Source organism: Microbispora sitophila (assembly GCF_014892245.1).
GTDB classification, from domain to species: domain Bacteria; phylum Actinomycetota; class Actinomycetes; order Streptosporangiales; family Streptosporangiaceae; genus Microbispora; species Microbispora siamensis.
This window is the reverse complement of sequence record NZ_JADBGC010000028.1, coordinates 61,203-87,259: the sequence shown is the minus strand read 5'-3', so window position 1 is coordinate 87,259 and position 26,057 is coordinate 61,203. Positions and strand designations below refer to the sequence as shown.

Annotated in this window: 24 protein-coding genes, 1 tRNA gene and 2 pseudogenes; 10 read left to right on the top strand and 17 right to left on the bottom strand. The window is 70.9% G+C overall.

The features are described 5' to 3' along the window. The first annotated feature begins 110 nt into the window (after positions 1 to 110). The gene (locus tag IL992_RS37645) at positions 111 to 1,151 is read left to right on the top strand and encodes an NAD(P)-dependent alcohol dehydrogenase (protein WP_193208079.1); all 1,041 of its coding nucleotides are present in this window, start codon (positions 111 to 113) and stop codon (positions 1,149 to 1,151) included. Positions 1,152 to 1,376: 225 nt separating this feature from the next. Here the strand turns inward: IL992_RS37645 and IL992_RS37640 are convergent, their stop codons facing one another. Continuing rightward, positions 1,377 to 1,829, bottom strand: coding sequence for a winged helix-turn-helix transcriptional regulator (locus IL992_RS37640; protein ID WP_319019081.1), 453 nt, complete (start codon positions 1,827 to 1,829; stop codon positions 1,377 to 1,379). A 95-nt stretch (positions 1,830 to 1,924) separates the two neighbouring features. Here IL992_RS37640 and IL992_RS37635 point away from each other — a divergent pair, with 95 nt between their 5' ends. After that, on the top strand, positions 1,925 to 3,148 hold the full coding sequence (locus tag IL992_RS37635) for an MFS transporter (protein ID WP_193208077.1): 1,224 nt from the start codon (positions 1,925 to 1,927) through the stop codon (positions 3,146 to 3,148). A 48-nt stretch (positions 3,149 to 3,196) separates the two neighbouring features. On the opposite strand, the gene pruA is transcribed toward IL992_RS37635, so the two are convergent. Next, positions 3,197 to 4,870: an L-glutamate gamma-semialdehyde dehydrogenase gene (gene pruA, locus IL992_RS37630; protein WP_193208123.1), complete on the bottom strand. Its 1,674-nt coding sequence runs from the start codon at positions 4,868 to 4,870 to the stop codon at positions 3,197 to 3,199. Beyond that, on the bottom strand, positions 4,870 to 5,781 hold the full coding sequence (locus tag IL992_RS37625; RefSeq protein WP_193208076.1) for a proline dehydrogenase family protein: 912 nt from the start codon (positions 5,779 to 5,781) through the stop codon (positions 4,870 to 4,872). The genes pruA and IL992_RS37625 overlap by 1 nt, the downstream gene beginning before the upstream one ends. 83 nt (positions 5,782 to 5,864) lie before the next feature. On the opposite strand from IL992_RS37625, the gene IL992_RS37620 reads away from it, so the two are divergent. Further along, positions 5,865 to 6,920 (top strand): PucR family transcriptional regulator, encoded by a 1,056-nt coding sequence (locus IL992_RS37620; protein WP_226874528.1) that lies wholly within the window; start codon positions 5,865 to 5,867, stop codon positions 6,918 to 6,920. Between the two features lie 5 nt (positions 6,921 to 6,925). Here IL992_RS37620 and IL992_RS37615 read toward each other — a convergent pair whose 3' ends face one another. The 6 genes from IL992_RS37615 to IL992_RS37590 all read right to left on the bottom strand — a co-directional run bounded on the left by IL992_RS37615 (position 6,926) and on the right by IL992_RS37590 (position 13,118). Continuing rightward, a complete protein-coding gene (locus IL992_RS37615; RefSeq protein ID WP_193208074.1) occupies positions 6,926 to 7,366 on the bottom strand; it encodes a hypothetical protein in 441 nt (146 codons plus the stop codon). Between the two features lie 93 nt (positions 7,367 to 7,459). After that, on the bottom strand, positions 7,460 to 8,521 hold the full coding sequence (locus IL992_RS37610; RefSeq protein ID WP_193208073.1) for an RNA polymerase subunit sigma-70: 1,062 nt from the start codon (positions 8,519 to 8,521) through the stop codon (positions 7,460 to 7,462). 44 nt (positions 8,522 to 8,565) lie between these two features. Beyond that, positions 8,566 to 9,774, bottom strand: a complete 1,209-nt coding sequence (locus tag IL992_RS37605) for a hypothetical protein (RefSeq protein ID WP_193208072.1) — start codon at positions 9,772 to 9,774, stop codon at positions 8,566 to 8,568. 90 nt (positions 9,775 to 9,864) lie between these two features. Further along, on the bottom strand, positions 9,865 to 10,917 hold the full coding sequence (locus IL992_RS37600; protein WP_193208071.1) for a glycosyltransferase: 1,053 nt from the start codon (positions 10,915 to 10,917) through the stop codon (positions 9,865 to 9,867). Between the two features lie 114 nt (positions 10,918 to 11,031). After that, entirely contained in the window at positions 11,032 to 11,253 is a 222-nt protein-coding gene (locus tag IL992_RS37595; RefSeq protein WP_193208070.1) for a hypothetical protein, read from the bottom strand. Positions 11,254 to 11,312: 59 nt separating this feature from the next. After that, positions 11,313 to 13,118, bottom strand: a complete 1,806-nt coding sequence (locus tag IL992_RS37590; protein ID WP_226874527.1) for a SpoIIE family protein phosphatase — start codon at positions 13,116 to 13,118, stop codon at positions 11,313 to 11,315. Positions 13,119 to 13,215: 97 nt separating this feature from the next. Here IL992_RS37590 and IL992_RS37585 point away from each other — a divergent pair, with 97 nt between their 5' ends. Next, the gene (locus IL992_RS37585; RefSeq protein ID WP_193208069.1) at positions 13,216 to 13,926 is read left to right on the top strand and encodes a GAF and ANTAR domain-containing protein; all 711 of its coding nucleotides are present in this window, start codon (positions 13,216 to 13,218) and stop codon (positions 13,924 to 13,926) included. A 49-nt stretch (positions 13,927 to 13,975) separates the two neighbouring features. On the opposite strand, the gene IL992_RS37580 is transcribed toward IL992_RS37585, so the two are convergent. After that, the gene (locus IL992_RS37580; RefSeq protein WP_239107979.1) at positions 13,976 to 14,332 is read right to left on the bottom strand and encodes an STAS domain-containing protein; all 357 of its coding nucleotides are present in this window, start codon (positions 14,330 to 14,332) and stop codon (positions 13,976 to 13,978) included. A 188-nt stretch (positions 14,333 to 14,520) separates the two neighbouring features. Here IL992_RS37580 and IL992_RS37575 point away from each other — a divergent pair, with 188 nt between their 5' ends. From IL992_RS37575 to IL992_RS37565, 3 genes are all read left to right on the top strand, one after another. Further along, positions 14,521 to 15,300, top strand: coding sequence for a SigB/SigF/SigG family RNA polymerase sigma factor (locus IL992_RS37575; protein WP_193208067.1), 780 nt, complete (start codon positions 14,521 to 14,523; stop codon positions 15,298 to 15,300). Between the two features lie 120 nt (positions 15,301 to 15,420). Then, positions 15,421 to 15,837 (top strand): ATP-binding protein, encoded by a 417-nt coding sequence (locus tag IL992_RS37570; protein WP_179155480.1) that lies wholly within the window; start codon positions 15,421 to 15,423, stop codon positions 15,835 to 15,837. Between the two features lie 15 nt (positions 15,838 to 15,852). Beyond that, positions 15,853 to 17,343, top strand: a complete 1,491-nt coding sequence (locus IL992_RS37565) for an NAD(P)/FAD-dependent oxidoreductase (protein WP_226874526.1) — start codon at positions 15,853 to 15,855, stop codon at positions 17,341 to 17,343. A gap of 124 nt (positions 17,344 to 17,467) precedes the next feature. On the opposite strand, the pseudogene IL992_RS37560 reads toward IL992_RS37565, so the two are convergent. The 6 genes and pseudogenes from IL992_RS37560 to IL992_RS37535 all read right to left on the bottom strand — a co-directional run. Then, positions 17,468 to 19,087: pseudogene (locus IL992_RS37560) on the bottom strand (ABC transporter ATP-binding protein); the annotation flags it as partial. Positions 19,088 to 19,191: 104 nt separating this feature from the next. Continuing rightward, complete coding sequence (locus IL992_RS37555) at positions 19,192 to 20,925, bottom strand: ABC transporter ATP-binding protein (RefSeq protein ID WP_193208064.1); 1,734 nt, start codon at positions 20,923 to 20,925, stop codon at positions 19,192 to 19,194. A 152-nt stretch (positions 20,926 to 21,077) separates the two neighbouring features. Further along, the gene (locus IL992_RS37550; RefSeq protein WP_193208063.1) at positions 21,078 to 21,464 is read right to left on the bottom strand and encodes a CBS domain-containing protein; all 387 of its coding nucleotides are present in this window, start codon (positions 21,462 to 21,464) and stop codon (positions 21,078 to 21,080) included. Between the two features lie 138 nt (positions 21,465 to 21,602). Beyond that, positions 21,603 to 21,797: a hypothetical protein gene (locus IL992_RS37545; protein WP_030509495.1), complete on the bottom strand. Its 195-nt coding sequence runs from the start codon at positions 21,795 to 21,797 to the stop codon at positions 21,603 to 21,605. A 7-nt stretch (positions 21,798 to 21,804) separates the two neighbouring features. Continuing rightward, a complete protein-coding gene (locus IL992_RS37540) occupies positions 21,805 to 22,650 on the bottom strand; it encodes a hypothetical protein (RefSeq protein WP_193208061.1) in 846 nt (281 codons plus the stop codon). Next, the gene (locus IL992_RS37535) at positions 22,647 to 23,288 is read right to left on the bottom strand and encodes a hypothetical protein (protein WP_226874525.1); all 642 of its coding nucleotides are present in this window, start codon (positions 23,286 to 23,288) and stop codon (positions 22,647 to 22,649) included. Before IL992_RS37535 ends, IL992_RS37540 begins: the two co-directional genes overlap by 4 nt. Before the next feature lie 118 nt (positions 23,289 to 23,406). Between IL992_RS37535 and IL992_RS37530 the strand changes: the two genes are divergently transcribed. Continuing rightward, positions 23,407 to 23,742, top strand: coding sequence for a DUF6458 family protein (locus IL992_RS37530; protein WP_079319766.1), 336 nt, complete (start codon positions 23,407 to 23,409; stop codon positions 23,740 to 23,742). A 12-nt stretch (positions 23,743 to 23,754) separates the two neighbouring features. Here IL992_RS37530 and IL992_RS37525 read toward each other — a convergent pair whose 3' ends face one another. After that, entirely contained in the window at positions 23,755 to 24,189 is a 435-nt protein-coding gene (locus IL992_RS37525; RefSeq protein WP_193208060.1) for a hypothetical protein, read from the bottom strand. A 92-nt stretch (positions 24,190 to 24,281) separates the two neighbouring features. Here IL992_RS37525 and IL992_RS37520 point away from each other — a divergent pair. Continuing rightward, a tRNA-Pro gene (locus tag IL992_RS37520) sits at positions 24,282 to 24,355 on the top strand. A gap of 551 nt (positions 24,356 to 24,906) precedes the next feature. Continuing rightward, a pseudogene (locus tag IL992_RS37515) lies at positions 24,907 to 26,046 on the top strand (IS256 family transposase); the annotation flags it as partial. Positions 26,047 to 26,057 lie beyond the last annotated feature (11 nt).

Sequence of the window (26,057 nt, the reverse complement as noted above, 5' to 3'; positions counted from 1 at the left end):
TTCACCGGTGCCTTCCTCCTCCTCTGATCAGCGCTTTCGATGGGTAACGGCCACCTCGCCCTGCCCGGCGAGCACTTGAGGATCGGGCCCTTACCGAAGGAGCAATCACTATGCGTGTTCATGCCTACGCCGCGCCGGCCGCCGCCGAGCCGCTGGCCCCCACGATGATCGAACGGCGTGACGTCGGTCCCAACGACGTGCTCATCGAGGTCGAGTACGCGGGCATCTGCCACTCCGACATCCACACCGTCAACGGCGACTGGGGGCCCCAGCCCTATCCGTTGGTCCCCGGCCACGAGATCGTCGGCATCGTCACCGAGGCCGGTGCCGCCGTCACCCGGCACCAGGTGGGTGACCGCGTCGGAGTGGGCTGCATGGTCAACGCCTGCGGTGAGTGCGCCAGCTGCCGCAACGGCGACGAGCAGTACTGCCTGGACGGGATGGTGCCCACCTATGGCGGCGTGGACCGGGACGGCACCGTCACCCAGGGCGGCTACAGCACGCACGTCGTCGTCGACGCCGACTTCGTCCTGTCGGTGCCCGAGGGCATCGACCCGGCGGCCGCGGCGCCGCTGCTGTGCGCCGGTATCACCACCTACTCGCCGCTGCGCCGCTGGCAGGCCGGTCCGGGCAAGAAGGTCGCCGTCGTCGGCCTCGGCGGGCTCGGGCACATGGCCGTCAAGATCGCCCACGCCATGGGTGCCGAGGTCACCGTGCTCTCGCAGTCCTTGAAGAAGCAGGAGGACGGCCTGCGGCTCGGGGCCGACCACTACCACGCCACCGGCGACCCCGACACGTTCGAGCAGCTCTCCGGCCGGTTCGACCTGATCGTGAACACGGTCAGCGCCGTGATCGACCTCGACGCCTACCTCGGCCTGCTCGCCGTCGACGGCACCCTGGTCAACGTCGGCGCCCCCGCCGAGCCGTTGAGCCTCAACGTGTTCTCCCTCATCGGTGCCCGACGCTCCTACGCCGGGTCGATGATCGGCGGCATCGCCGAGACGCAGGAGATGCTGAACTTCTGCGCTGAGCACCGCATCGGCCCCGACGTCGAGCTGATCTCGGCGGATCAGATCAACGAGGCCTACCGGCGTGTCCTGGCCGCCGACGTCCGCTACCGGTTCGTCATCGACACCGCCACCCTCGGCTGACGCGCACCCTCCCCGCAGCTTCACAGCGGGCGAGCGGACGGGCGGGCCACTCTCGCCGGTGATCCCCATCGTCTCGGTGGTCACCTCTCTCGTTGAGCACGGGCGGCGAAGTGGAACGGCTCCAGCGACCGGCTGTCCGGAGGAGTCGCGCCCGCCGCGCCCGCCTCAGCCGCTGGAGTGTCATGGCGTCGGGCGATGGGGCCGAGGCCGGCAGGCGTCGACGCGTCAGTGAGCGTGGGGGACCTTGACGACGACGGTGTCCTCGGGGGCGAGGGGACGCCCGTCGGCGGCCTGGATCCGCAGGGGGGCCAGCGGCCGGGCGGACAGCCGGTCCACCAGTTCGGAATGCGGTTCGTCCTCGTCGAAGAAGTGGTCCTCACCCCACTGCCGGAGGGCGACGATCACCGGGAAGAGCCCCCGGCCCTTGGGGGTCAGGACGTACTCCTGGTAGGCGCTTCCGTCGGAGGCCGGCACGACCTCGAAGACGCCGCCGGCGACGAGGGCGCGCAGCCGTGCGGCGAGGATGTTCTTCGCGACGCCGAGATTCCGCTGGAACTCCCCGAAGCGGCGATGCCCGTCGAAGGCGTCGCGCACGATCAGCAGCGACCACCAGTCCCCGATGGCGTCCACCGAACGCGCCACGGGGCAGTCGCTGTCGTCGAAACGAGTCCGTCTCACCACGCTCGTCCTCTTTCTCGCACCCCTGCTGGTTGCAACATGCTACCAAAAGTCCCTAGGCTCGCCCTGGTAGCAAGTTGAAACCAGGAGGGCTCATGGCCACGTGCCAGACCATTGACGGACACGAGACGCACACGGGGGACGCGGGCCCCGTACGGCGCGGAACCACCGCGCTGTTCGCCCTGGCCGCCGGCACTGCCGTGGCGAACGTCTACTTCGCGCAGCCGCTGCTGGCCACCCTCGCCCAGGACTTCGGGATCGGGCAGGCGGCGGCCGGCGCGATGGTCACGGCGACCCAGCTCGGCTACGGGCTGGGCCTGTTCCTCCTGGTGCCTCTCGGCGACGTGCTCGACCGGCGAACGCTGGTGACCCGGCAGTCGCTGCTGCTGGCCGCGGCGCTGGCGGCCCTGGGCACCGCCCCACACGCGCCCGTGCTGTTCGCCACCGCCGCCGCGGTCGGCTTCCTGGCCGTCGTCACCCAGTCCCTGGTCGCGTACGCCGCCGCGCTGAGCGCGCCGGACCGCCGGGGCCGGGTCGTGGGGCAGGTGACCAGCGGCATCGTGCTCGGAATCCTGCTCGCCCGCACCGTCTCCGGGCTGCTGGCCGACCTGGCGGGCTGGCGCGCCGTCTACCTCGCCTCGGCCGCGGCGATGCTGCTGCTCACCCTCGCCCTGCGGCGTACGCTGCCCCGCCGGCCGGTGACGCCGCGCCGCCCGCGCTACCGCGACCTCCTGCGTTCCACCGTCACCCTGTTCGTCCGGGAGCCCCTCCTGCGTACCCGGGGTGTGCTCGCCCTGCTCGTCTTCGCGTCCTTCAGCACGCTGTGGAGTTGCGTGGCCCTGCCGCTCAGCGCTCCGCCGCTGTCCCTGACGCACACCGCCATCGGGGTCTTCGGCCTCGTCGGTGCCGCCGGCGCCGCGGTCGCTGCGCCGGCCGGGCGCCTGCACGATCGCGGCCTCGGCGAGCGGACCACCGGGGGAGCCCTGCTCCTGCTCGCGATCTCCTGGATCCCCCTGGCCCTCACCCAGCGGTCCCTGTGGGCGCTCGCGCTCGGCGCGGTCCTGCTCGACTTGGCGGTGCAGGCCGTCCATGTGACCAGCCAGAGCATGATCTACGCCCGCCGCCCCGACGCGGGCAGCAGGGTCATCGGCGGTTACATGATCTTCTACTCGGCCGGCAGCGCCGCGGGGGCGCTCGCCTCCACCGCCGTGTACGCCATCGCGGGCTGGGGCGCCGTCTGCCTGCTCGGCGCGGCCTTCAGCCTGGCGGCCCTCGCCGTCTGGGCACTGTCCGCGCGCTCGTCTCGCCGCACACCGTGACGATGCCCTCGGAACCCGCGCCGGGGTTCCGAGGGCATCGCCGATCCGTCAGTAGCCGAGGTCGCCGAGGTCGGGCTGCTGCCAGCCGCCCTGCGGCACGTCGCCCTTGTACGGCCCGCTCACGACCGGGGGCACGAAGGTCTCCTTGATCGTGCGGGCGTTGACCCAGCGGATCAGGTTGAAGATCGAGCCTGCCTTGTCGTTGGTGCCCGAGGCACGGGCCCCGCCGAACGGCTGCTGCCCGACGACCGCGCCGGTGGGCTTGTCGTTGACGTAGAAGTTGCCCGCCGCGAAGCGCAGCCGCTCGGTGGCGTCGTCGATCGCGTACCGGTCCCGCGCGATGACCGACCCCGTCAGCGCGTACGGCGTGACGCTCTCCATCTGGTCCAGCACGGTGTCGTACGCGGCGTCGTCGTAGACGTGGACGGCGAGGATCGGCCCGAAGTACTCCTTTACAAAGATCTCGTCGGCAGGGTCGGCGCACTCCAGCACGGTCGGCCGCACGAAGTAGCCGGCCGAGTCGTCGTAGGAGCCGGTGAGCACCTCGATCGAGTCCGCCGACCGCGCCCGGTCGATCGCCTCCCTGTGCTTGGCGAAGGCCCGCGCGTCGATCACCGCGCCCATGAACGTCGACAGGTCGCCCGACACGTCGCCCACGGTGAGCGCCTCGGCCGCCGAGACGAAGTCGTCGCGCATCCGGGTCCACAGCGAGCGCGGCACGTACGCCCGGGAGGCCGCCGAGCACTTCTGGCCCTGGTACTCGAACGCGCCCCGCAGCAGCGCGGTCGACAGCACACCTGCCTCGGCGGACGGGTGGGCCAGGATGAAGTCCTTGCCGCCGGTCTCGCCGACGAGCCGCGGGTAGCCCCGGTAGCCCGCGATGTTCTCCCCGACGGCGCGCCACAGGTGCTGGAACGTGGCCGTCGAGCCGGTGAAGTGGATCCCGGCCAGCTCCGGATGCGGCAGCGCGACCTCGGACACGGCCGCGCCGTTGCCGGTGACCATGTTGATCACGCCGGGCGGCAGCCCGGCCGCCTCCAGCAGCCGCATGGTGAAGTGCGCCGAGAACTGCTGCGTCGGCGACGGCTTCCACACCACGACGTTGCCCATCAGCGCCGCCGACGCCGGCAGGTTGGCCGCGATGGAGGTGAAGTTGAACGGCGTGATCGCCAGGACGAAGCCCTCCAGCGGGCGATACTCCATGCGGTTCCACACGCCGGGCGACGACTGCGGCTGCTCGGCGAGGAGCCGCCGGGCGTAGGCGACGTTGAACCGGAAGAAATCGATCAGCTCGCACGCGGCGTCGATCTCGGCCTGCTGCGCCGACTTCGACTGGCCGAGGATGGTGGACGCGTTGAGCGTGGCCCGCCACGGGCCGCTGAGCAGTTCCGCGGCCCGGAGGAACACCGCGGCGCGCTCCTCGAACGGCAGGGCCCGCCAGCGCGGCGCGGCCTCCAGCGCCGCGTCGACCGCCGCCCGGACGTCGGCCGGGGTGGCGTCGGCCGTACGGCCCAGTACGGCGGCGTGGTTGTGCGGCTGCACGACGTCGATCGGGGCGCCGCCGGCCATGCGCCGCTCGCCGCCGATCGTCATCGTCAGGTCGAGGGACACCCCCGACAGCTCCTTGATCCGGGTCTCCAGGGCCGCGCGCTCGGCGCTGCCCGGTCCGTACGCGTGCACCGGCTCGTTCGCCGGCACCGGGACGTCGGTGATCGCATCCATCATTTACCCCTCAAAGCGCGAAGGAAGAAGGCGACGTTGGCCGGGCGCTCGGCGAGGCGGCGCATGAAGTAGCCGTACCAGTCGTCGCCGTAGGGGACGTAGACCCGCACCCGCGACCCGGCCGCGGCCAGCGCCGCCTGCCTGTCGGCCCGGATGCCGTAGAGCATCTGGAACTCGTAGTCGTCCGGGCCGCGCCCGGCGCTCACCGCGAGCGACTCGGCGATCGCGATCAGCCGGTCGTCGTGCGTGGCCACCATGGGATAGCCCGTGCCGTTCATGAGCGCCCGCAGGCATCGCACGTACGCGCGGTCGACCTCGGCCTTGCTCTGCCAGGCCACCGAGGCGGGCTCGGCGTAGGCGCCCTTGACCAGCCGCACCCGCGACCCCGCGAGGTCGCGGCAGTCGGCTTCGCTGCGGAACAGATAGGCCTGGATCGCCACGCCCGTCTCCGGGAAGTCCTCCCGCAGCGCGCGCAGCACGCCGAGCGTCGCGTCGACGGTGGTGTGATCCTCCATGTCCAGGGTGACGGTGGAGCCGCACTCCCGCGCCGCCGCGCAGATCTGCCGCGCGTTCTCCAGGGCCATGCCCGGGTCGAGGGCCTGGCCGACCGCCGACAGCTTGACCGACACCTCGGCCCGGGCGCCGAGGCCGAGCGGCCGCAGCTCCTCCAGCAGCGAGACGTACGCCTTGGCGGCGGCGACGGCGGTCCCGGGGTCCCGGACCTCCTCGCCCAGATGATCGATCGTGACGGACAGCCCAGAGCCGGTCAGGCGGCGCGTCGCGGCGACGACGTCCGCGGTGGACTCCCCGGCCACGAAGCGGTCGACGACCTTGCGCGTGAGCGGGAGTCCCGACACGGCCCGGCGGGCGAGCGGGCTGCGTGAGCCCGCGAGAAGCAGGGAACCGAGCATGGCCTCAGGCTAAATCCGCACGTCACGGAAGTTCCACGGACATCCGCCACAGCATTTTTCGACAAATGCACAAGAATGTCAGCATGCAAGACATCGTCGATGAGATCTCCCGGCTGCTCGACGCCTCCGTGACGCTGGAGGATCGCTCGTTCAACCTGCTGGCGTACGGCGCGCAGAGCGGGGACATCGACCGCGTGCGGCAGGAGTCGATCCTGCGCAGGCACGCGTCCGACGAGGTGCGCGCCCACTTCGAGGCGTACGGCATCGCCACCGCGACGGGCCCGGTGCGCATCCCCGGGCTGCCCGGCCTGCTCGGCCGCGTGTGCGTCCCGCTGCGGCACGGCGGGGTGACCTACGGCTACCTGTGGGCGCTGGAATCCGGGGCGCTCACCGACGAGCGGCTGGCCGCCGTCGCGCCGCTGGTCGGCCGGGCGGCCGCGCTGCTGGCCACGCAGGCCCGCGGCCGGCACGCCCCGCTGCGCCAGTTCTTCTCGGCCGACCCCGCGGTCCGCGCCACCGCCGGGGTGGACGTCGAGGGCCCGGTGACGGCGGTGGCCGTGCGGACGCCCGAGGAGGTCCCCGGACCGCCGCGCACGCTGCCGCGCGGCGTGCTGGCCGACCCGGACGTGACCGACACGGCCGTGGACGCGCCGCTCCTCGCGGTGCTGGCGCCCGCCGCGCAGGCCACGCACGTCGCGCGCCTCCTGCACGGCCTGTACGGCATGGCCGCAGGCGTCGGGGGCCCGCGCGACGACCCGGGGGAGGCGTGGCAGAGCTGGCGGGAGGCGCTGCTGGCGCTGCGGGTGGCCGAGCACGTCGAGCGGCACGCCCCGGTCGCCGACTGGAGCGCCCTCGGCGTCTACCGGCTGCTGGCCCGGCTGACCCCGCGCGACCTCGCCGACCTCGCCGCCGAGTCGGCCGCGCTCACGCCCCGGATCGCGGCGAGCGTGGAGGCCTACCTCGACCACGCGGGGCAGGTCCAGGAGACGGCGGCGGCGCTGGGCGTGCACCGGCAGACGCTGTACTACCGCCTGGGCAAGGCCGGGCAGCTCACCGGGCTCGACCTCGCCGACGGGGAGGACCGCCTGCTGCTCCACCTGGCGCTGAAGGCGGCGGCCCTTCTCCCCACCCACCCGTGACGGGACTATCCGATCCTGGTCATGACGGAGTCGTAGCCCCCGCCGCCGGGGTAGTTCCAGCGGCCGGCCATGACGTCGCCTGCGGCGTTGAAGGTGCCCCGGAAGTACGCCGGAGACCCCTTCGCGCCGAACCAGATGGTCAGCGTGTCGCCGTCGAGTTCATAGACGTAGTCCAGGGTGTCGCCCCCGCCGGCGTAGTAGCGCGACTTGATGTCCTCGCTCGGTGTGTCCGCCCCGTAGGGCCTTTCGCGGCCGATGACCTCGAAGCCGACGATCGGCTGGCCGTCCTGCTCCAGCCGGATGTCCTGGATGAGGAAGAAGCCCCCCTCCATCCAGCGGTAGGTGACCGTGCCCTCCGAGCCACCGGTCACGCGCCATGAGCCGACCAGCCGGTCCAGCGCCCTGAGCTGCTCGTCCGGCTGCGTCGTCTCGACGATGTCCGCCATGGTGTTCCCCTTCTTCGTCGGTGGTCCTTGGAGATACCGCTCGTACGACGGCGCGGGCCGGGAAAGGGAATCGGTCCGCACGGGCGGCAGACATCACGATTCGATAACGGCGGGCTGGATGGAGAGCGGCAGGCCGAACAGCGGCAGCAGCTCGGGGCCGAAAGTGGTGATCTCCGTGATGAGGCCGTCCTCGGCGCACAACACGTCGATGTTGACCGCGGTGTAGGAGGTCTCACCGGGCCGCCGCACGTAGTTCGCCACCGCGGGCTGCCGATTGACCGTGAGCGGGACGCAGTGCCACTCGCCCCAGCGCTTCTCGCCCTCCAGGACCGGACGCCACATGTCGAGCACGGCCGCCCGCCCGTCGTACACCAGGGCCGCGGGCGGCATGGCCTGCAGGACGTCCTCGCGCAGCAGCGCCGCCAGCGCCGTCAGGTCGGCGTTCCTGGAGGCGGCGACGTAGCGCTCCAGCAGGTCGAGCTCGTCGCGGCTGGGCCGGGTGGCCGCGGCCCAGTCCGCCCGCCGCCGGGGCAGCCGCCCGCGCAGCGTCGCGCGGGCGCGCTGCAACGCGCTCTTCACCGAGGCGACGCTCATCTCCAGCGCCTCGGCGGTCTCGGCCACCGGCCAGCCGACGACGTCGCGCAGGATCAGCACGGCCCGCTGCCGCGGCGGAAGGTGCTGGATCGCCGCCAGGAACGCCAGCTCGACGGTCTCCCTGGCGATGGCCACCGCGTCCGGCGCGCCCTCGTCCGGCGCCGCCAGATCAAGCAGTTCGTCCGGATAGGGCTGGAGCCAGGCGACGTCGGCCGTAGCCGGACGTCCCGGGCTCTCCGAGGAGTCCGCCGCCACCACCTCGTGGGCGCGGGCAGGGCCGGACAGAGCGTCCAGGCAGGCGTTCGTGGCGATCCGGTACAGCCATGCCCGGAACGTCGAGCGTCCCTCGAAGCTCTGCCGCGCCCGCCAGGCCCGCAGCAGCGTCTCCTGCACCATGTCCTCGGCATCGGTGAACGACCCGAGCATCCGATAGCAGTGCACCCGCAGCTCGTGCCGGTGACGCGCGGCGAGCTCGCCGAACACGGCCTCGTCGCCCGCCCGGACGGCTTCCGCCGTGGCATCGGCCGGTGGTTCCCCGGCCGTGCCGTACCCTTCGCTCACACCCGCCCCGCGTCTCCGTCACGTATCCGAGATCATCCGGGAGCCTACTGCTCCGGAGCCCGGTAGATCCGCACCCGCTCGACGTACACCGTGCCGCCGGAGGCGTCGTTGCGCAGCACCAGGCCCAACGGGGACCGGGGGACGTACGGGCCGGTGTAGTTCCACACCTGCCTGCCGTCCAGCCAGAAGGTCACCCGGCCGGGCAGCCAGTCGACGGTGATGGTGTGCCACTGGGTGAAGTCGGCCGCCATTTCGGCTCTGGCCAGTTCCCGGTCCCGCCGGACGGAGAGCTCCGCGCGCCGCCCGCCCGCGATTCCCGCCACGCCGATCGACGCGTCTTCCGCCTCCGCGGATCGCGCGGATTGCGGGACGTCGTCCTGTGGGCCGGCGTATTCCGAGTCGTCGCGCCACGAGTCGTCGTACTGCGATTCGTCGTACCGGAATTCGTCGTATTGGGAATTGTCATATCGGGAGCCGTCGCGCCGCGAGTCTCCGTACTGGGCGGCGGCCGACCGGGCGGACCGCAGCAGCGCGACGGGAAGCGCGCCCTCCTCGGCCCGCAGGCGGATCTCCCAGCGGCCGTACCGCTGGACGGACGACCCGGACAGGTCCACGCCGGTGCTCCCTCCGGTGACGCGCAGCGCCTGCCCGCCGAAGTCCTCGGCCAGGGCCGGCTCGCCCCAGCCGCCCGCGGAGGCGCCGGACGAGCGGGGCGGCGGCGTACGCGACGGCGGGGAGGACTCCCGCGCGGCCCCGTTCGCGCCTCCGGGGATCGCCCGGGCGGGCGTGCGGTCCGCCCGGGGCACGTCCTCCGGTTCGATGACGTCCACCACGACCGGCCGGTCCGCGGTGCGCACGGGCCGCGCGAGCCGCATCGGCGGCTCGGTCTCGGCTGTGGGCGCGGGCGTCGCCGGCGGGCCGGACGAGAGGCCGGGAGACGGAAGGGGAGAGAGGGTGGGGGAGGGGCGCGGCGACGGGCCCGCGGGGATGTCGCCGATCTTCTCCGCGACCGTGGTGTCGCCGGTCTTCTCCGCGGCCTCGTCGCCCTTCTGGCCGGCGTTCCCGCCGGCGGCCGCGGTGGCGGTCTGCGTCGCGCTCAGCCCCGCCGCGTTCGCGTTGCCCGGCACCGCGCCGGACGAACCGGGGGAGGACGCCGACCCCTGTGCGGTGGACTCGCCCCCGGCGTTGAACACCTTCGCGGAGTCCCCGTTTGAACAGGCCGTGGCGGCGGCGATGAGCATCGCCGCCGCCACCGCTAAACCAGGCCCATGACGTGACATGAGCCGAGTTAATCACATCATTTCACTCAGTTAACGGCCTAAATCCGGTAATATCGCTTGCCTTTACGCGCAGGTCTTCTCGTATACGCGGAGCAGTTCCATGCTGATTCGCTCGACCGAATAGCGGGAACGGGCGCGGTCGGCGGCCGCGTAGCCGATGGCCGTGCGCAGGGTGGTGTCGCCGAGCAGGCGGCGGATCCGGTGGGCGATCTCCAGCGGGCGGTCGGGCCGGGTCAGGAATCCGGTCACGCCGTCCACCACCGAGTCGAGGTGCGCCCCGGCGGCCGAGGCGATGACCGGGATGCCGCAGGCCATGGCCTCCAGCGCCGCCGTGCCCGTGGGAACGTTCGGCGGCAGCGACAGCACCAGGTCGGCGCTGCGCATGAGCTTGGGCATCGCGGTGTGCGGAACCATGCCGAGCATCTCCACGCGGTCCGCCACGCCGTGCTCCCCGGCGAGGGCGCGCAGCCGCTCGACGCTCTGGTCGTCGCCCCCGGCGATCACGAGCTCGGCCTCCGGCACGGCCCGCAGGGCGTGCACGGCCCAGTCGGCGCCCACGTGCCCCACGTGCAGGAGGCGGGGCCGCTCGCCCCTCGGGAACGCGGGGCCCTGGCGGCGGAAGCGCTCGATGTCCACGCCGTGCGGGACGACCGAGATGTTGCGGCGCGGCACGCCCATCCGGATCAGTTCGGACTCCTCGTCGGCGCAGGCGGCGATGACCGCCCTGGCCCGGCGGCCGATCGCGCACTCGAGCCGCCGCACCGGCGCGGCGCTCCGGTTGTCGTCGTAGTGGCTGTGGAAGGTCTGGGTGACCGGCACGCCCAGGCCCTCGGACCCGGCGATGGCGGCCAGGCCGCTGGACCACGAGTAGGCGTGGATGATGTCCGGACGGTGCTCCCGCCACCTGCGCCGCAGGCCGTCGCTGAAGTCCGAGATGTAGGGGAGGAGGTCGCTTTCCGACAGCTCCACATCGGGCCCGGCGGGCACGTGCTCGACACCGTCCCCCTGGACCATCGAGCGGGTGTAGACGGTCACCCGGTGGCCCCGGCCCAGCTCGCGGGCGATGGCGGGAGTGTCGGGAGTCAGTTCGTGCGCGGAGACGATCGCGATATCCATGGCACACCTCAAGACAGGAAGGCGTCTGAAAGGGTGTGCCTGCGTCCTAGGCACGATCGATGTAGATGGTGTTTACCTTACTCTGATTCGCGCTAAACGCCTAATCGGGAAAAATCATGCCGACTCCTGCAGCCGCGAGGTGGCCGCCTGCAGCCTGATCCGGCAGCCGCCCTCCTCTTGCCGGATGTCCACATCGTCGCAGATCTGGCGGGCCGCCCACAGGCCGTCCCCGGGCCGCTCGTCCGGGCCGGTGGGAGTGAAACCGGCGAGCGGATCACACTCCGTCTCCCGGCCGGCCCACAGGTCGCACACCAGCGCCCCGAACGTCTCCCACATCCGGGTGGTCAGCGGCAGGCCCAGGTAGCGCCGAGGAGATGTGGCGGCGGCAAATCCCGTCAGCGGGAGCGGCGCAGCGTGAGGACGGTGATCTCGTCGACCGCGTGACTGCCGCAGAAGGCCCGGTGGTCCTCCTCGATGGCCTTGACGACCGCGCCCGGGGGCTGCCCGGCGCAGCGGGCCAGGGCCTCGGTGAGCCGCTGCTCGCCGTAGTTGTCCCCGGCGGGGCTCTGCGAGCCCACCAGGCCGTCGCTGTACAGCACGAGCGTCTCGCCGGCCGACAGAGTGAGCTCCTCCGTCGCGGGGACCGAGCCTTCCTCGAAGCCCAGGGGGACGCCGCCGCCCTCGGAGAACCGGACATCGCCGCCCGGCTGGATCAGCGCGGCGGGATGGTGACCCGCGGAGGCGAGCCGCACCTTGCGGCCGCGGACGAAGCCCGCGGCGGCCATCACGAACAGGCCCGTGTTCTGTGCGACGAGGGCGTCGCTGACCTTGCGCAGGGCCTGCCCCGGGTCGTCCTCCCACACGCTCAGCACGCGCAGGCCGTTGCGGACCATGGCGGTGACGGCGGCCGCCTCCTCGCCCCGTCCCGCCGCGCTGCCGATCACGAAGCCCCACCCGTTCTTGACGGGGAACACGTCGTAGAACTCGCCGCCGATGGCACGCATGCCGGAGCCGGGGTGGTAGACGGCGGCGATCTCGAAACCGGGGATTTCGGGGAGCGTGCGGGGGAGCACGCCGGTCTGCAGCGTGTCGGCGGCCTGCGCCCGGCGCTGGAACCCCTGCTGGGCCCGCATCGCGAGACCGAGGTGCAGGCCGATCTCCTCCATCAGGCCCAGGTCGGCCAGGCCGAACGGCGGCCGGTCGCGCAGCCGCACCAGCGTGAGCACGCCGCGCGCCTCGTCGTCGGCGCGGATCGGCACGCTCAGCAGCGAGCCGGCGCGCATCGCCTGGAGCACGTCGCCGCCGAGCAGGGAGTCGTCGGTCAGCATCTCGTGGACCACGCCGCTCTGTGTCGTCATCACCTGCTCCACGACCGGCGCCAGCGTGGGCGGGGCCTCCTCGACCGTCCGCTGCAGCCGCCCGACGGGCTGGTCGCTCGGCCCGATGACGACCGACCGAACCAGGCCGCCGTCCCTGGCGACGTCCGCGATCACCCAGTCGGCCGTCTCCGCGGCCAGCAGGCGGGCCGCCCGCAGCAGGGCGACGGGCTCGCGCAGGCTCTCCTCGTCCAGCAGCAGCCCGGTCAGCCGCGACAGCAGCTCGTGCCGCCTCGCCGCCGCCAGGACCGCCGTGTCGTCGGGCGCTCCCGTCTGCACGACCGGCTCGGGCAGCTGGACCTCGGTGGGCAGCACGACCCCGGCGATCATCTCCTGCGGCTCGCCCGGCATGCGCAGGCGGCTCAGCACCAGCCGTACGGTGTGGGCGCGGCCCTGGTGGGCCAGCCGGGTCTGGAACGAGGCGCTGTCGTCGCCGTGGAGAACGGCGGCGAAGCGCTGCCGGAACGCGGCGCGGGCGGTCACGTCGACGAGCAGGGGGAAGGCGCGGCCGAGGAGATAGCCGGCGGGGCTGCCGAGCAGGCGGGTGGTCTCGTTGTTGATACGGCGCACCGTGCCGCCCGTGTCCATGATGATCACGGGGATCGGCAGCGCGCGGAACACCTGGCGCAGCAGCTTCTGCTCACGCTGACTGCCGCCGTCCCTGCGCCTGCGGCTGCGCGCCAGCTCGCTCAGCGCCTTGCGGACAAGTTCCTCGGCGGCGTCCAGCTCCCGTAGCATCGCACCCGGATCGGGATCGTCCCGTAGGGTGGCGATGCGGTCGGCGAGCCCGCTCAACGCGCGCTCAAGCTCGGCGGTGTCGGGCAAGCTGCCCCCCTCTCTCGACGTAGACGCTACGCCAAACCCCGGGTCTAATCGATCCAGCCTGTATTAACCCGGAACCTATGGGAATGGTCTTTCTACCATGGAGACGACATCCATCCTCGCGCGTGACCTCGCGGCGCTGGGCCGTGTGACGGAGGGCACGTCGGCCGAGAGCGTTCTGCGTGGCATCACGGAGGCGGTCGCGCGCGGCGTCCCCGGCTGCGCCGGCGGCACCGCCGAACTGTGGATGGAGGAACGGGTGCTGCTGGCCGCCTCCCACAGCGAGCTCACCGTGCTGATCGACCGCGAACGCGACCTGCGCGAGGGCCCGTCGAGGGAGGCGCTGTCCACCGGGCGCCCGGTGACGATCCCCGACGTGATGCGCGAGTCCCGCTGGTCCCGCTACGCCGCCACCGCCGTGCGGCACGGGGTGCGCTCGGTTCTCGTCGTGCCGATCGCCGTGGAAGGCGCCGTCGTGATCATCGGCCTGTACGGTGTGCGCCCCGGCGTGTTCAGCTCCGGCGGCCCGCTCATGGCCCTGCTGCGCGAGCAGGTCACCGTGGCGCTGGCCAACATCTGGGAGTTCGACGACGTCCTGACCGGCGCGGCGCAGATGCAGGAGGCCCTGGCGGGCCGGTCGGTGATCGACCAGGCCAAGGGCATCATCATGTCGAAGAGCGGCTGCTCGGCCGAGGAGGCGTTCGAGGAGCTCAGGCGGGTGTCGCAGCATCACCAGGTCAAGGTGGCCGACCTGGCCAAGCTCCTGGTGACCGAGCACCAGCAGAAGCACGGGGGAGCCGCCCCGGCCTGAGCGGGCCGTACGCGCGAGCGGAGGCGGGACGCGAGGGCGGGGGATGGGCTCAGGCGGCGAACGCGGCCAGGGCCTCGTCGAGGGTGTCGAACAGGGGCAGCCGTTCCGACAGGCCGGTGACCCACATCACCTTGGAGTTCGGGTATTGCACGGAGACCAGGGCGAAGTTGCCGCCGGCGGTGGTCGAGCGCTGCCAGTGGTGCACGATCAGGCCCAGCGCACGGGAGTCCATGAACGTCACGCCACCCAGGTCAAGGACCATGTCGGGGCCGTGGTCGTCCGCCGCGGCGTCCAGGTAGTCCGAGAACTGCTCACGAGTCGTGGCGTCGAGGACACCGTTCACATGGATCACCACGATGTCCCCCGCCATGCTGGACGTCAGGGACAGCAGTCCGTTGTTAGACACTCCGCGCCTCCTCTGCGGCAACATTACTGGTGCCGAAGGGGTGGTGATACTCCTGATTTTGGGGCAATATACTGAAGCAGAGGTCCAGCAGAGGGCCTCGTCTCGATACTGTAGCGAGGCGTGCCTTCTGCGTGGTCACCCCAGCGCGTAGGCGCCCTCGCGAGAAAAATACGAGGGGGACTGCGCAGATGGCTGCCGAGGTCCGTGCAGAGACCGCCAGCAATCCGACCGCCGAAGAGCTCCTGGCCGAGCTGGCCGAGGATGGACTGTCCGAGGAGCGGCGGGAACGCCTCCGTGAGAAGATCGTAGAAATGCACCGTCCGATGGCGAGGGACATCGCCCGGCGGTACCTCAACCGTGGCGAGCCGATGGAAGACCTCCTCCAGGCCGCGTACGTCGGCCTCATGAAGGCCATCAACGGCTTCGACCCCACCCTGGGCCACAGCTTCCGCGGGTACGCCATGGTCACCATGACGGGCGAGGTCAAGCGGCACTTCCGGGACCGCACCTGGGCCGTCCGGGTGCCCCGCCTCTACCAGGAGCGCCGGGCCGAGCTCAACCGGCACGTCGCCGACATGACCCAGGAGCTGGGCCGGTTCCCCACCGTCGCCGAGCTCGCCAAGAAGATGGGTCTGTCGGAGGAGGACATGCTCCTCACCATGGACGCCTCCGCGGCGTACAGCACGCTCTCCCTCGACGCGCCGATCGGCGCCGACGACGACGCCGCCGCGCTCGGCGACGTGATCCCCGAAGAGGACGACGCGCTCGACACCCTGGTGGACACCGAGGCGCTGAAGCCTCTCATCGACCTTCTCCCCGAGCGGGAGAAGAACATCCTCCTGCTGCGTTTCTACGGCAACATGACGCAGGCCGAGATCGCGGCGGAGTTCGGCATATCGCAGATGCACGTCTCACGGATCCTCCGCAAGACCCTCGACCAGCTCCGGGCGGAGCTCGTCGCGGGATGAGAGGATGCGACGATGCCCGGGACACCGTCTGTGCCAAGGCGGTGTCCCGGGGTATCTTCGTCCTGCCCACAGCCCATAGATCCTGAGACGGCCAGATTTCCGGCGGGAGGCGTGTACCGGGTGAAAGATGACGGCGTTCCCGCGCACGTCACCAGAGCGGCAAGGGAGCGTGCCTTCTCCTTAGCCGATCTGCCCGATCTGCGGGAGTTCGCCGCCGCTGAGGCGCTGCGTCGCGGCATGCGGGAGGACGCGATCGGCGATTTCCTCGTCGCGCTCAACGAGGTCGCCACCAACGCGGTCACCCACGGGTCGACCAAGGCGCGGCTGGGCATCTGGCGCGAGGGGCCGGCCCTGGTCGTCTCCGTGCACGACGACGGCCGGGAGTGGCGTCTCGAGGGCGAGCCGGGCCACGACCCGCCTCCGGAGGACGCGACCAGCGGCATGGGGCTGTGGGTCGCGCGCATGTTGAGCAACGACCTCCACGTCACCACCGGCCCCAGGGGAACCACGGTGACGATGCGTTTCCTCCTCGAGTAGGGGTAGGGGACAGCCATGGCTGTCCCACGGATTCTGATCGTCGGCGGCGGATACGTCGGCATGTACACAGCACTCCGCCTGCAGCGCAGGCTCCGCCGCGGCGAGGCACTCGTGACCGTCGCGGACCTCGACTCCTACATGACCTACCAGCCCTTCCTGCCGGAGGCGGCCGCCGGGAACATCGAGGCGCGGCACGTCGTCGTCCCGCTCAGGCGGGTGCTGAACAAGTGCCAGATTCTCAGCGGGCGGGTCACCCAGGTGCGGCTGGCCGACCGGAAGGCGGAGTTCACCCCGCACGAGGGGCCCGACCTCACCATCGACTACGACTACCTGGTCGTCGCGCCGGGCTCGATCTCACGGCTGCTGCCGGTGCCCGGCCTGGCCGAGCACGGCATCGGCTTCAAGACCATCGAAGAGGCCATCGCCCTGCGCAACCACGTGCTCGGGCGCCTCGACATCGCCGCGTCCACGCCGGATCCGGAGGTCCGACGCAGGGCCCTCACCTTCGTCTTCGTCGGCGGCGGCTACGCCGGGGTGGAGGCCCTGGCCGAGCTGGAGGACATGGCGGCGGGCGCGCTCAAGTACTTCGCCGGGCTGCGCCGCGAGGACATGCGCTGGATCCTGGTCGAGGCCACCGACCGCATCCTGCCCGAGGTGGGCCCGGACATGGGCAAGTGGACGGCCCTGCAGTTGCGCGAGCGGGGCATCGAGATCCGCATGGGGACGCTGCTGAAGTCGGCGGAAGGCAGCCGCATCGTGCTGAGCGACGGCGAGGAGTTCGACGCCGACACCCTCGTCTGGACGGCGGGCGTCAAGCCGAACCCGCTGGTCGGCGCGGGCGACCTGCCCCTGGACAAGAAGGGCAGGATCAGGGTCGATCCCTGCCTGCGCGTGCACGGCACCGACTTCGCCTTCGCCGCGGGCGACTCCGCCGCCGTCCCCGACCTCACCCGTCCCGGCGAGTTCTGCCCGCCCAACGCCCAGCACGCCGTACGGCAGGCCAAGACGCTGGCCGACAACCTGCTTGCGGCGCTACGCGGGGAGGCCCAGCGGCCGTACCGGCACAAGTACGCGGGGTCGGTGGCGAGCCTGGGACTCTACAAGGGGGTCGCGCAGATCTACGGGCGGGAGCTTCGCGGCTTCCCCGCCTGGTTGATGCACCGCACCTATCACCTGACGCGGATGCCGACCTTCAACAAGAAGACCCGGATCCTCATGGACTGGACGCTCGGGCTGTTCTTCCCCCGGGAGATCATCTCGCTGGGGGCCATCGAGGAGCCGCGCAAGGAGTTCACCCTGTCCGCCGGCTCGTGCCCCGGGGTGGGGGAGCCCCGCGTGCCCCGCGGCCACGCGGCACTTCTCAGCCCACTTCTGTCGGGGTGTCGTCGCCGGCCAGGGCGCCGGCGAACTGCGCGGAGTAGAGCCGATGGTAGGCGCCCCGGGCGGCGAGCAGCTCGTCGTGGGTGCCGTGCTCGACGATGCTCCCCGCCTCCATCACCAGGATGAGGTCGGCGTCGCGGATCGTGGACAGCCGGTGGGCGATGACGAAGCTGGTCCTGTCGCTGCGCAGCGCGGCCATCGCGTGCTGCACCAGGACCTCGGTGCGGGTGTCGACCGAGCTGGTCGCCTCGTCCAGGATGAGCAGGGACGGGTTGGCGAGGAACGCGCGGGCGATGGTCAGCAGCTGCTTCTCGCCGGCGCTGATGTTGCCGCCCTCCTCGTCGATCACGGTCTCGTACCCGTCGGGTAGGGTGCGGACGAACCGGTCGACGTACGTCGCCCGTGCCGCCGCCTGGATCTCCTCGTCGGTGGCGCGGGGGTTGCCGTAGGCGATGTTGTCGCGGATCGTCCCGCCGAACAGCCAGGTGTCCTGGAGCACCATGCCGATCTGGGAGCGCAGGTCCTCGCGGCGCATCGCCGTGATGTCGACGCCATCGAGGGTGATGCGGCCCGCGTCCAGCTCGTAGAAGCGCATGATCAGGTTGACCAGGGTGGTCTTCCCCGCGCCGGTCGGGCCGACGATCGCGATCGTGTGCCCGGGTTCGGCCACCAGTGACAGGTCCTCGATGAGGGGCTGCTCGGGGTCGTACCTGAAGGACACGTGCTCGAACTCGACGCGTCCCCGCCGGGTCGCGGGCAGCACCGGGTCGGCGGGGTCGGGCTCCTGCTCCGCGGCGTCCAGCAGCTCGAAGACCCGCTCGGCGGAGGCCACCCCCGACTGCAGCAGGTTGGCCATCGAGGCGACCTGGGTCAGCGGCTGGGTGAACTGCCGGGAGTACTGGATGAACGCCTGGACGTCGCCCAGGCTCATCGACCCACTGGCCACCCGTACGGCGCCGACGACCGCGATGGCGACGTAGTTGAGGTTCCCGATGAACATCATCGCCGGCATGATGATCCCGGAGATGAACTGGGCGCCGAAGCTCGCCTTGTACAGGGCCTCGTTCCGCTCCCGGAACACCTGCTCGACCTCCGGGCCCCGCCCGAAGACCTTCACCAGCTCGTGACCGGTGAACGCCTCCTCGATGTGGGCGTTCAGCGTGCCGGTGTGGGCCCACTGGGCGACGAACTGCTTCTGCGAGCGCTTGGCGATCTGCCCGGTGACGATCATCGTGACCGGGATCGTCACCAGCGCGATCGCCGCGAGCAGCGGCGAGATCACGAACATCATGACCAGCACGCCGATCACGGTGAGCAGCGAGCTCAGCAGCTGGCTGAGCGTCTGCTGCAGCGTCTGGGACACGTTGTCGATGTCGTTGGTGACCCGGCTGAGCAGCTCGCCGCGCGGCTGGCCGTCGAAGAACTTCAGCGGGAGGCGGTGCAGTTTGTCCTCGACGTCGGCCCGGAGGCGGAAGACCGTACGCTGCGTCACGTCGTTGAGCAGCCGGCCCTGCAGCCACATGAACAGCGACGCCGCGACGTAGAGCCCCAGCACCCAGGCCAGGACCGTGGCCAGCGCGCCGAAGTCGATGCCGTGACCGGGGACGACGTCCATCCCCGAGAGCATGTCGGCGAAGTCGCCGTGGCCCGAGGCACGCAGCGCCTGCACGGCCTGCTCCTTGGTCCTTCCCGCGGGTAACTGGGCGCCGATCACACCGCTGAAGATCACGTCAGTCGCGCGGCCGAGCAGCTTCGGCCCGATGACGGAGAACACCACGCTGATCACGGCGAGGCCGATCACGGCCAGGAGCTTCGGCCGTTCGGGGCTCAACCGGCGCAGCAGCCGCCGGACGGAGGGGCCGAAGTTCATCGACTTCTCCGCCGGCATCTGCCCGCCGCCGAAGGGCCCGAACCCGCCGCCTCCGGCGGGCCGCGGTCGCACCGGTGCTGTGGGCCGTGCCGTGGGCCGGTCGCTCATACCGCACTCCCCGCGGTCAGTTGGGACTCGACGATCTCGACGTACGTCGGGCAGGTATCGAGCAGTTCGTCATGGGTGCCGATGCCGGCGACGACACCGTCGTCCAGGACGACGATCTGGTCGGCGTCGGCGATGGTGGAGACCCGCTGGGCGACGATCACCACGGCGGCGTCGGCCGTGTACGGGCGCAGCGCGGCGCGCAGCCTGGCGTCGGTGGTCAGGTCGAGCGCCGAGAACGAGTCGTCGAACAGATAGATCTCGGGTTTGGCGACCAGCGCGCGGGCGATGGACAGGCGCTGGCGCTGCCCGCCGGACACGTTCGTGCCGCCCTGGGAGATCGGCGCCTGCAGGCCCTCGGGCATCGCCTCGACGAAATCGCGGGCCTGGGCGACCTCCAGCGCCTCCCACAGCTCCTCGTCGGTGGCGTCGGGGTTGCCGTACCGCAGGTTGCTCGCGACGGTGCCGGTGAACAGGTACGGCTTCTGCGGCACGAGGCCGATGCGCGTCCAGAGCATCTGGGGGTCGAGGTCGCGTACGTCGACACCGTCGATCAGCACGGCGCCGGACGTCGCGTCGAACAGCCGGGGCACCAGGGAGACCAGGGTCGTCTTCCCCGACCCGGTGCTGCCGATGACGGCGGTGGTCTGTCCCGCGGCCACGCGGAAGGAGATGCCGGACAACACCGGCGACTCCGCGCCCGGATAGCGGAACTCGACGTCACGCAGCTCCAGCTCGGCCCGGCGGTCCACCTGCCGTACGGGACTCTCGGACGGACGCACCGACGACTCGGTGTCCAGCACCTCGGCGATGCGCTCCGCGCAGACCGCGGCGCGCGGGATCATGATCGAGATGAAGGTGGCCATCATCATCGACATGAGGATCTGCATCAGGTACATGAGGAACGCGGTGAGGGCGCCCACCTGCATCTCGCCGCTGTCCACCCGGGCGGCGCCGAACCACAGCACGGCGACGCTGGAGGCGTTGAGGATCAGCATCACGGTGGGGAAGATGAGCGCGGTCAGCCGCCCGACGCGCAGCGCCGTCCCGGTCAGCTCGTCGTTCGCCTTGGCGAACCGGCGGATCTCCTCGCGCTCCCGGACGAAGGCCCGCACCACGCGGATGCCGGAAAGCTGCTCGCGGAGCACCTGGTTCACCACGTCGATGCGGGTCTGCATGGCGCGGAACTGCGGGACCATGCGGAAGACGATCAGCCCGATCGAGACCAGCAGCACCGGGACGCAGACCAGCATGAGCCACGACAACCCGACGTCCTGACGCAGCGCCATGATGATGCCGCCGACCCCCATGATGGGCGCGGCGACCAGCATCGTGCAGGTCATCACCACGAGCATCTGGATCTGCTGCACGTCATTGGTGTTGCGGGTGATCAGCGACGGAGCCCCGAACTCGGCGACCTCCCGTTGCGAGAAGCCGCTCACCCGGTGGAAGACCGCCGATCGGACATCCCGGCCGAACCCCGCCGCCACCCGGGCACCGTGATAGACCGCCGCGATCGAGCAGGCGATCTGCACGAGGGACACGGTCAGCATCCAGCCGCCGGTGCCCAGGATGTAGCGGGTGTCGCCGGTGGCCACCCCCTGGTCGATGATGTCGGCGTTCAGGCTCGGCAGGTACAGGGAGGCGATGGTGCCGACGAGCTGGAACAGCACCACCGCCGTGAGCGCGGGCGAGTAGGGCCGCAGATACGTGCGGAGCAGCCGGCTCAGCACGGTCGTGGTCCAGGAGAGCGTCGCGGGGAGGGCAGAATCATGCCGAACACGGTATATGAGCAGCTAGCTCATTCACGCGTGGTTTTCGGCAGGAGCGAACAGGGTGCCGGCGTCTGCTTCCCCACTCAGGGGACAGGGCCGTACGGAGGCCGTCAGGCGGGGGCGGGATCGAGTCCGAGGGAGAAATCGGCCAGGGCGACGACGCCGACCGGGCGGCCGTCCACGACCACCGGAAGCTGGTGCACGTCCTTGTCACGCATCAGCCGCGCCGCCTCCGCCACGTCCTGGTCCGGGCCGACGGTCACCACGTCGGAGGTGCACAGCGTCGCCAGGGGAGTGGTGGCGAGGTCCCTGCCCTCCGCGACCGCGCGTACGACGATGTCCCGGTCGGTCACCAGCCCCCGCAGCCGGCCGTCCCCGACCACCAGCACGTCGCCGATCCCGCGGTCGCGCATCAGCTTGGCGGCCTTCACCACCGGGGCCTCCTCCGGCAGCGTGACCGGATCGCGCGTCATGACCTCTTCCACCTTGTGGGGCATCTCGGTCTCCTGAGGGGGCCGCTGGGGTGTATTTCTCACGGTTATACGGTTCTGCGGTCTCGCGGAAGGAAGGCTCCCGCGAGACCGCTTCGCGTTTTCAATGGTGGTTCTCCGGGGGTGACGTCAGGTGCGCGGGGGTCAGCGACGGACGCGTCCGCCGCGCCAGCCGCCGCGCCAGGAGTTCACTCCGGCGGTGCCGACGCCGGCCTGGTGCAGGGACAGCAGGCACAGGCCGAGGGCGAGCAGCGCGGTCAGGCCGATGCCGATGCTCGCGTTGAGAAGGTCGAGGAGGAAGGCGATCCCGAAGACGACCGCCGCGGCGATGGCGAGCATTGTTACCTCACTTCCGGTTCAGATGGGCAAGTAACGCGTGGTACTCGTGCAGGGCCAGGCGCAGCGCCTCGGTGTCGCCCCGCTCGTTGTCCTTCCACTGGTCGAGCAGCGCCTGCCGGCGGCTGGTGAGGGCCGACAGTGCCTCCTCCACCAGCGCGTCCGCCTGCTCAACGGAGCGGCGGGGATCGTCGACGAAGCCGGTCTTGATCTCGCGCCACCGGCTCTCCAGCGCCTCGTCCAGGACGGACGCCGCGCCGGAGGCGGCGGTGGTGGCCGTGACGGGGTAGGCCACCGGGCCGTCGACGGTGGCGCCGGTAGTGGCGTCACCGGCGTACTCGGTGCCGTCCGTCTCAGGGGTGCGGTCCGTGTCGTCGCCGTAGGCGGCGTACGCGCCGGTCGCGGTGTCGCCGGATCGCTCCGCCGGGGAGCGGGACTCGGTGTGGCCGTCCGTACGGCCGCCCGCGACGAGGCGGTCGCCCTCGGCCGTGTGCCTGCCGCCGGTCCGGGGCGACGTGAGGACGTCGTCGCCCGCCTGGCCGTACGGCTCACGGAAGCGGGGGCCGTCGCCGTCCGCGCCGGTTGTTCCGTCCGTCTCCGCGTCACCGGCGGTTTCCCGGGCCGTGCCGTCGCGGTACGCGCGGTCGCCGGCGTCGAGCGCCGTGCCGTCCGCGTAGCCGGCGGTGTACGCGTCGCTGGGGGAGTAGACCGGGCCGGGACCCTCGTGCTCGTCCCGCCCGGTGTCCGCGAGCGCCCTCTCTCTGCGAGCCTCCTCTTCGAGAGGCTCAGGGGTCTCGGGAGTCGGCTGCTCGGCGACGTTGTCGCGCTCGTCGTACCTGTTCGTCCGCATTGTCATCGCCCCGCCTTCCGTACGTCCGCGTGATGGCCGTTCATCGAAGCGCCGTCGTACCCGTCGGTGGCGTACGCGGCGCCGTTGACGTGGTCGTTGAGAGGAACGTCGGCGCCGTCGCCGAGAAGCTCCTGGAACAGCGCGCGGTAGTGGACCATCGCCTGACGGAGCTCTTCCGTGGTGGCGTCCTGCCGGGCGGCGCGGCTGCTGATGTCGTGGGCCTTGCGGTAGTGGTCGAGCGTGGCGGCGTGGGCCACCGACAGGTCGCTCAGACGCTGCTCGAACTCGTCCGTGGGATAGCCGCGCTCTGCCATCACCGCGGTGACCAGCGCGTCGGCCTCCGTCACGGCGAAGCCGGGAGCGTCGACGAACCGCTCCTGCACCTCGGCCCACTTCCTCGCGTACCGCTCCCGGGTCTGCGGGTCGAGCGAGCGGATGTCCAGCTTGGCGTGGCGCTCCTCGCGGGCGAGCAGTTCCTGCTCGGCTTCCTTGCGGCTGTCGCTCTCCCGCACCGTCCGTTCGTACTCGGGCCCGAAACGGTCCTGCAGGTGGCGCCGGCGGTTGCGTGCCGACACAAGGTAGCCGACTGCCAGGATCACCAGCACGGCGACGATCACGACGGCCACCCATGCTACGGCGGTCATATCTGCCTCCAGGGGTGAATGCGTTGTTCATCCGCACTGCCCGGGAATGCGACCTTCACGCCTTGCGTAATCGCGGATTCTGCGGGTAAAGGGCCGTTGACCAGCAGAGGAGGTAGCCATGGGCTTCGGGGCCAGTCTCGCCTTCATCGCGGTCGGCGCGGTTCTCGCGTTCGCCGTCAAATGGGACGTTCCTGGAATCGACCTTCAGATGATCGGCTGGATTCTCATGGCCGTGGGAGTCGTCGGCATGGTGCTGACCGGTCGCTACACCCGCCGTCCGCGGACGGAGGAGACGGTGGAGACCATCGAGCCGGACACGATGTACACCGTGGACCCGGCGGCCGAGCCGCACGTCCACGTCCAGGAGACCGAGTCGCACACCGCCGTCCACCCGGGCGAGCGCCACGTGCACGTACGCGAGGAGACCACGCCCCTGCCGCGCGACGGTGTGTGAGCAGCCGTACGGTCAGGGAGTGGTGCCCGCCGCGTCCGCGGCTTCGCGGGCCTCGGCGAGGATCCGGGCGACGTGTGAGTCGTCCCCGGCGGGCACCTCGTGGAAGCCCCGCTCGGGGTCGTAGGCGATGTCGAGCCCGTTGCCGACCAGCCGGCTCGCCCACCGCAGGGCGGTGTTGAGCTTGTCCTTGGGGACCGGGCGGCCCTGGGCCACGGCGGAGAGGTTCCGCAGGTTGGTGGCGGGGCCGCTCTGGCTGTGCTCGCGCCGGAGCTTCCACGGCAGGGCACGGCTGTGGTCCGTCATCGGCTTGGACAGGCCGGCTGATCGCTTCGCCTGCAGGATGCCTGACTCCGTGACACCGAAGTGCTCGGCGAGACGGGCGTTGGTCCACCCTTCGGCGGCCAGCCGGACGAGTTCTTCCTGGTCGATGCGCGCCTTCCTCCCCATGATCGCCAGCCTAGGGCCACTGGCGCGGTTCGTGTACGCACGAGGACGGAAACTGCGCTAAGGTTTGGGTGTGCCCGGGGAGACCAGGGCAACGGGACGTAGCGCAGTTTGGCAGCGCACTTGACTGGGGGTCAAGGGGTCGTGGGTTCAAATCCCGCCGTCCCGACACTGTTGTAGCAGGTCAGAGGCCTGATCACTCTCCAAGTGATCAGGCTTTTTTGATGTCTGACCGTCGTTTGACCGTGAAGCTGAACGTGCCGACCGCTCCCGACCGGTACCCCTCAATACCGGAGCTGACCAGGGGATCCACGGTCAACGAGACTGCTCCAGCCCGATGTGTTCAAATGAACCGCCCCACCCGGCCGCCAGGGTTGCCCGTTTTCGCCGGCGGCGCGGAGCGTCGCGATGGGCGATCGGGGACGCAGCGGTTCACGGGCCTGATATGGCAATGTGGCCAACCGGGCGGGGCCAGACCGGGTCCAACTGCATGAGACCTCAGAACGGAGAGGATCATCCAGACCCGACCAGACCGATGGCAAGGAAGTTGACCGGCCTCGCCCTGGCGATACTGACGATCTTCGCGGTCGCCGCGCGCAGGTGACGTCCCCTCGGGTGGTGTAACTCCAAGCTGTTGATGCAAGCCCCGGACATGGGGCGAGCCATCGTGTGACGGTCAGCGAGTTCCCGACCAAAGGTTCTCGCGGAGGACACCACACGATGGCTCTGGACCAGTCTGCCCTGCTCAACCTGCTGGAGTCTTTGAAAGCCGCCGACACCGACGACGTCATCCGCCAAGCGCTGCAAGCCGTCCTGCAAGCGCTCATCGAGGCGGAGGCGACCGCGGTCATCGGCGCCGCCCCGCACCAGCGCACCGAGACCCGGACCGCTCAGCGCAACGGCTACCGCGACCGGCTGCTGACCACCGCCGCCGGTGACCTGGAACTGAAGATTCCCAAGCTGCGATCGGGGTCGTTCTTCCCCTCGCTGCTGGAACACCGCCGCCGCATCGACCAGGCGCTGTTCGCCGTGGTCATGGAGGCCTACCTGCACGGAGTGTCCACCCGCAGCGTCGATGATCTGGTCAAAGCACTCGGCGCCGAGACCGGGATCTCCAAAAGCGAGGTCTCGCGCATCTGCGCGGACCTGGACAGCGAGGTGGCCGCCTTCCGCGACCGGCCGCTGTCCCACACCACCTTCCCCTACGTGTTCCTCGACGCCACCTACTGCAAGGCCCGCCTGAACCACCGGGTCGTCTCCCAAGCTGTCGTCATCGCCACCGGCGTCAGCATCGACGGCCGGCGTGAGATCCTCGGCTTCGCCGTCGGCGACAGCGAAGACGGCGCGTTCTGGACGGCGTTCCTGCGCTCGCTGAAGGCCCGCGGACTGACCGGGGTGCAACTGGCCATCTCCGACGCCCACGCCGGCCTGGTCGGCGCGCTGCGGGCGGTCTTCCTCGGCGCATCCTGGCAGAGGTGTCGCGTCCACTTCATGCGCAACGTCTTGTCCCGCGTCCCCAAGGGCTCAGCGGAAATGGTCGCCGCAGCGATTCGCACCATCTTCGCCCAGCCCACCGCGCAAACCGTCCGCGCCCAACTGACCACCATCGCCACCATGCTCGGCCGTCAATTCCCGGTCGTGGAACAGATGCTCCTCGAGGCAGCCGACGACATCACCGGGTTCGCCGACTTCCCCGCCCAGCATTGGAAGAAGATCTGGTCGACCAACCCACTGGAACGGCTGAACCGGGAGATCAAACGCCGCTCCGACGTCGTGGGCGTCTTCCCCAACCCCACCGCCCTGGGCCGCCTGGCCGGAGCCGTGCTGGCCGAACACCACGACGAATGGCAGGTCAGCGACGCGCCGCCCGG

Bases quoted from the DNA above. Each gene is read 5' to 3' on its own strand.
- IL992_RS37585 (WP_193208069.1), top strand. From the start codon at position 13,216: ATGGAGACGACATCCATCCTCGCGCGTGACCTCGCGGCGCTGGGCCGT.
- IL992_RS37545 (WP_030509495.1), bottom strand. From the start codon at position 21,797: ATGCTCGCCATCGCCGCGGCGGTCGTCTTCGGGATCGCCTTCCTCCTC.
- IL992_RS37565 (WP_226874526.1), top strand. From the start codon at position 15,853: ATGGCTGTCCCACGGATTCTGATCGTCGGCGGCGGATACGTCGGCATG.
- IL992_RS37600 (WP_193208071.1), bottom strand. From the start codon at position 10,917: ATGGATATCGCGATCGTCTCCGCGCACGAACTGACTCCCGACACTCCC.
- IL992_RS37635 (WP_193208077.1), top strand. From the start codon at position 1,925: ATGGCCACGTGCCAGACCATTGACGGACACGAGACGCACACGGGGGAC.
- IL992_RS37530 (WP_079319766.1), top strand. From the start codon at position 23,407: ATGGGCTTCGGGGCCAGTCTCGCCTTCATCGCGGTCGGCGCGGTTCTC.
- IL992_RS37620 (WP_226874528.1), top strand. From the start codon at position 5,865: ATGCAAGACATCGTCGATGAGATCTCCCGGCTGCTCGACGCCTCCGTG.
- pruA (WP_193208123.1), bottom strand. From the start codon at position 4,870: ATGGATGCGATCACCGACGTCCCGGTGCCGGCGAACGAGCCGGTGCAC.
- IL992_RS37535 (WP_226874525.1), bottom strand. From the start codon at position 23,288: ATGACCGCCGTAGCATGGGTGGCCGTCGTGATCGTCGCCGTGCTGGTG.
- IL992_RS37525 (WP_193208060.1), bottom strand. From the start codon at position 24,189: ATGGGGAGGAAGGCGCGCATCGACCAGGAAGAACTCGTCCGGCTGGCC.
- IL992_RS37595 (WP_193208070.1), bottom strand. From the start codon at position 11,253: ATGTGGGAGACGTTCGGGGCGCTGGTGTGCGACCTGTGGGCCGGCCGG.
- IL992_RS37615 (WP_193208074.1), bottom strand. From the start codon at position 7,366: ATGGCGGACATCGTCGAGACGACGCAGCCGGACGAGCAGCTCAGGGCG.
- IL992_RS37645 (WP_193208079.1), top strand. From the start codon at position 111: ATGCGTGTTCATGCCTACGCCGCGCCGGCCGCCGCCGAGCCGCTGGCC.
- IL992_RS37550 (WP_193208063.1), bottom strand. From the start codon at position 21,464: ATGCCCCACAAGGTGGAAGAGGTCATGACGCGCGATCCGGTCACGCTG.
- IL992_RS37625 (WP_193208076.1), bottom strand. From the start codon at position 5,781: ATGCTCGGTTCCCTGCTTCTCGCGGGCTCACGCAGCCCGCTCGCCCGC.
- IL992_RS37575 (WP_193208067.1), top strand. From the start codon at position 14,521: ATGGCTGCCGAGGTCCGTGCAGAGACCGCCAGCAATCCGACCGCCGAA.
- IL992_RS37540 (WP_193208061.1), bottom strand. From the start codon at position 22,650: ATGACAATGCGGACGAACAGGTACGACGAGCGCGACAACGTCGCCGAG.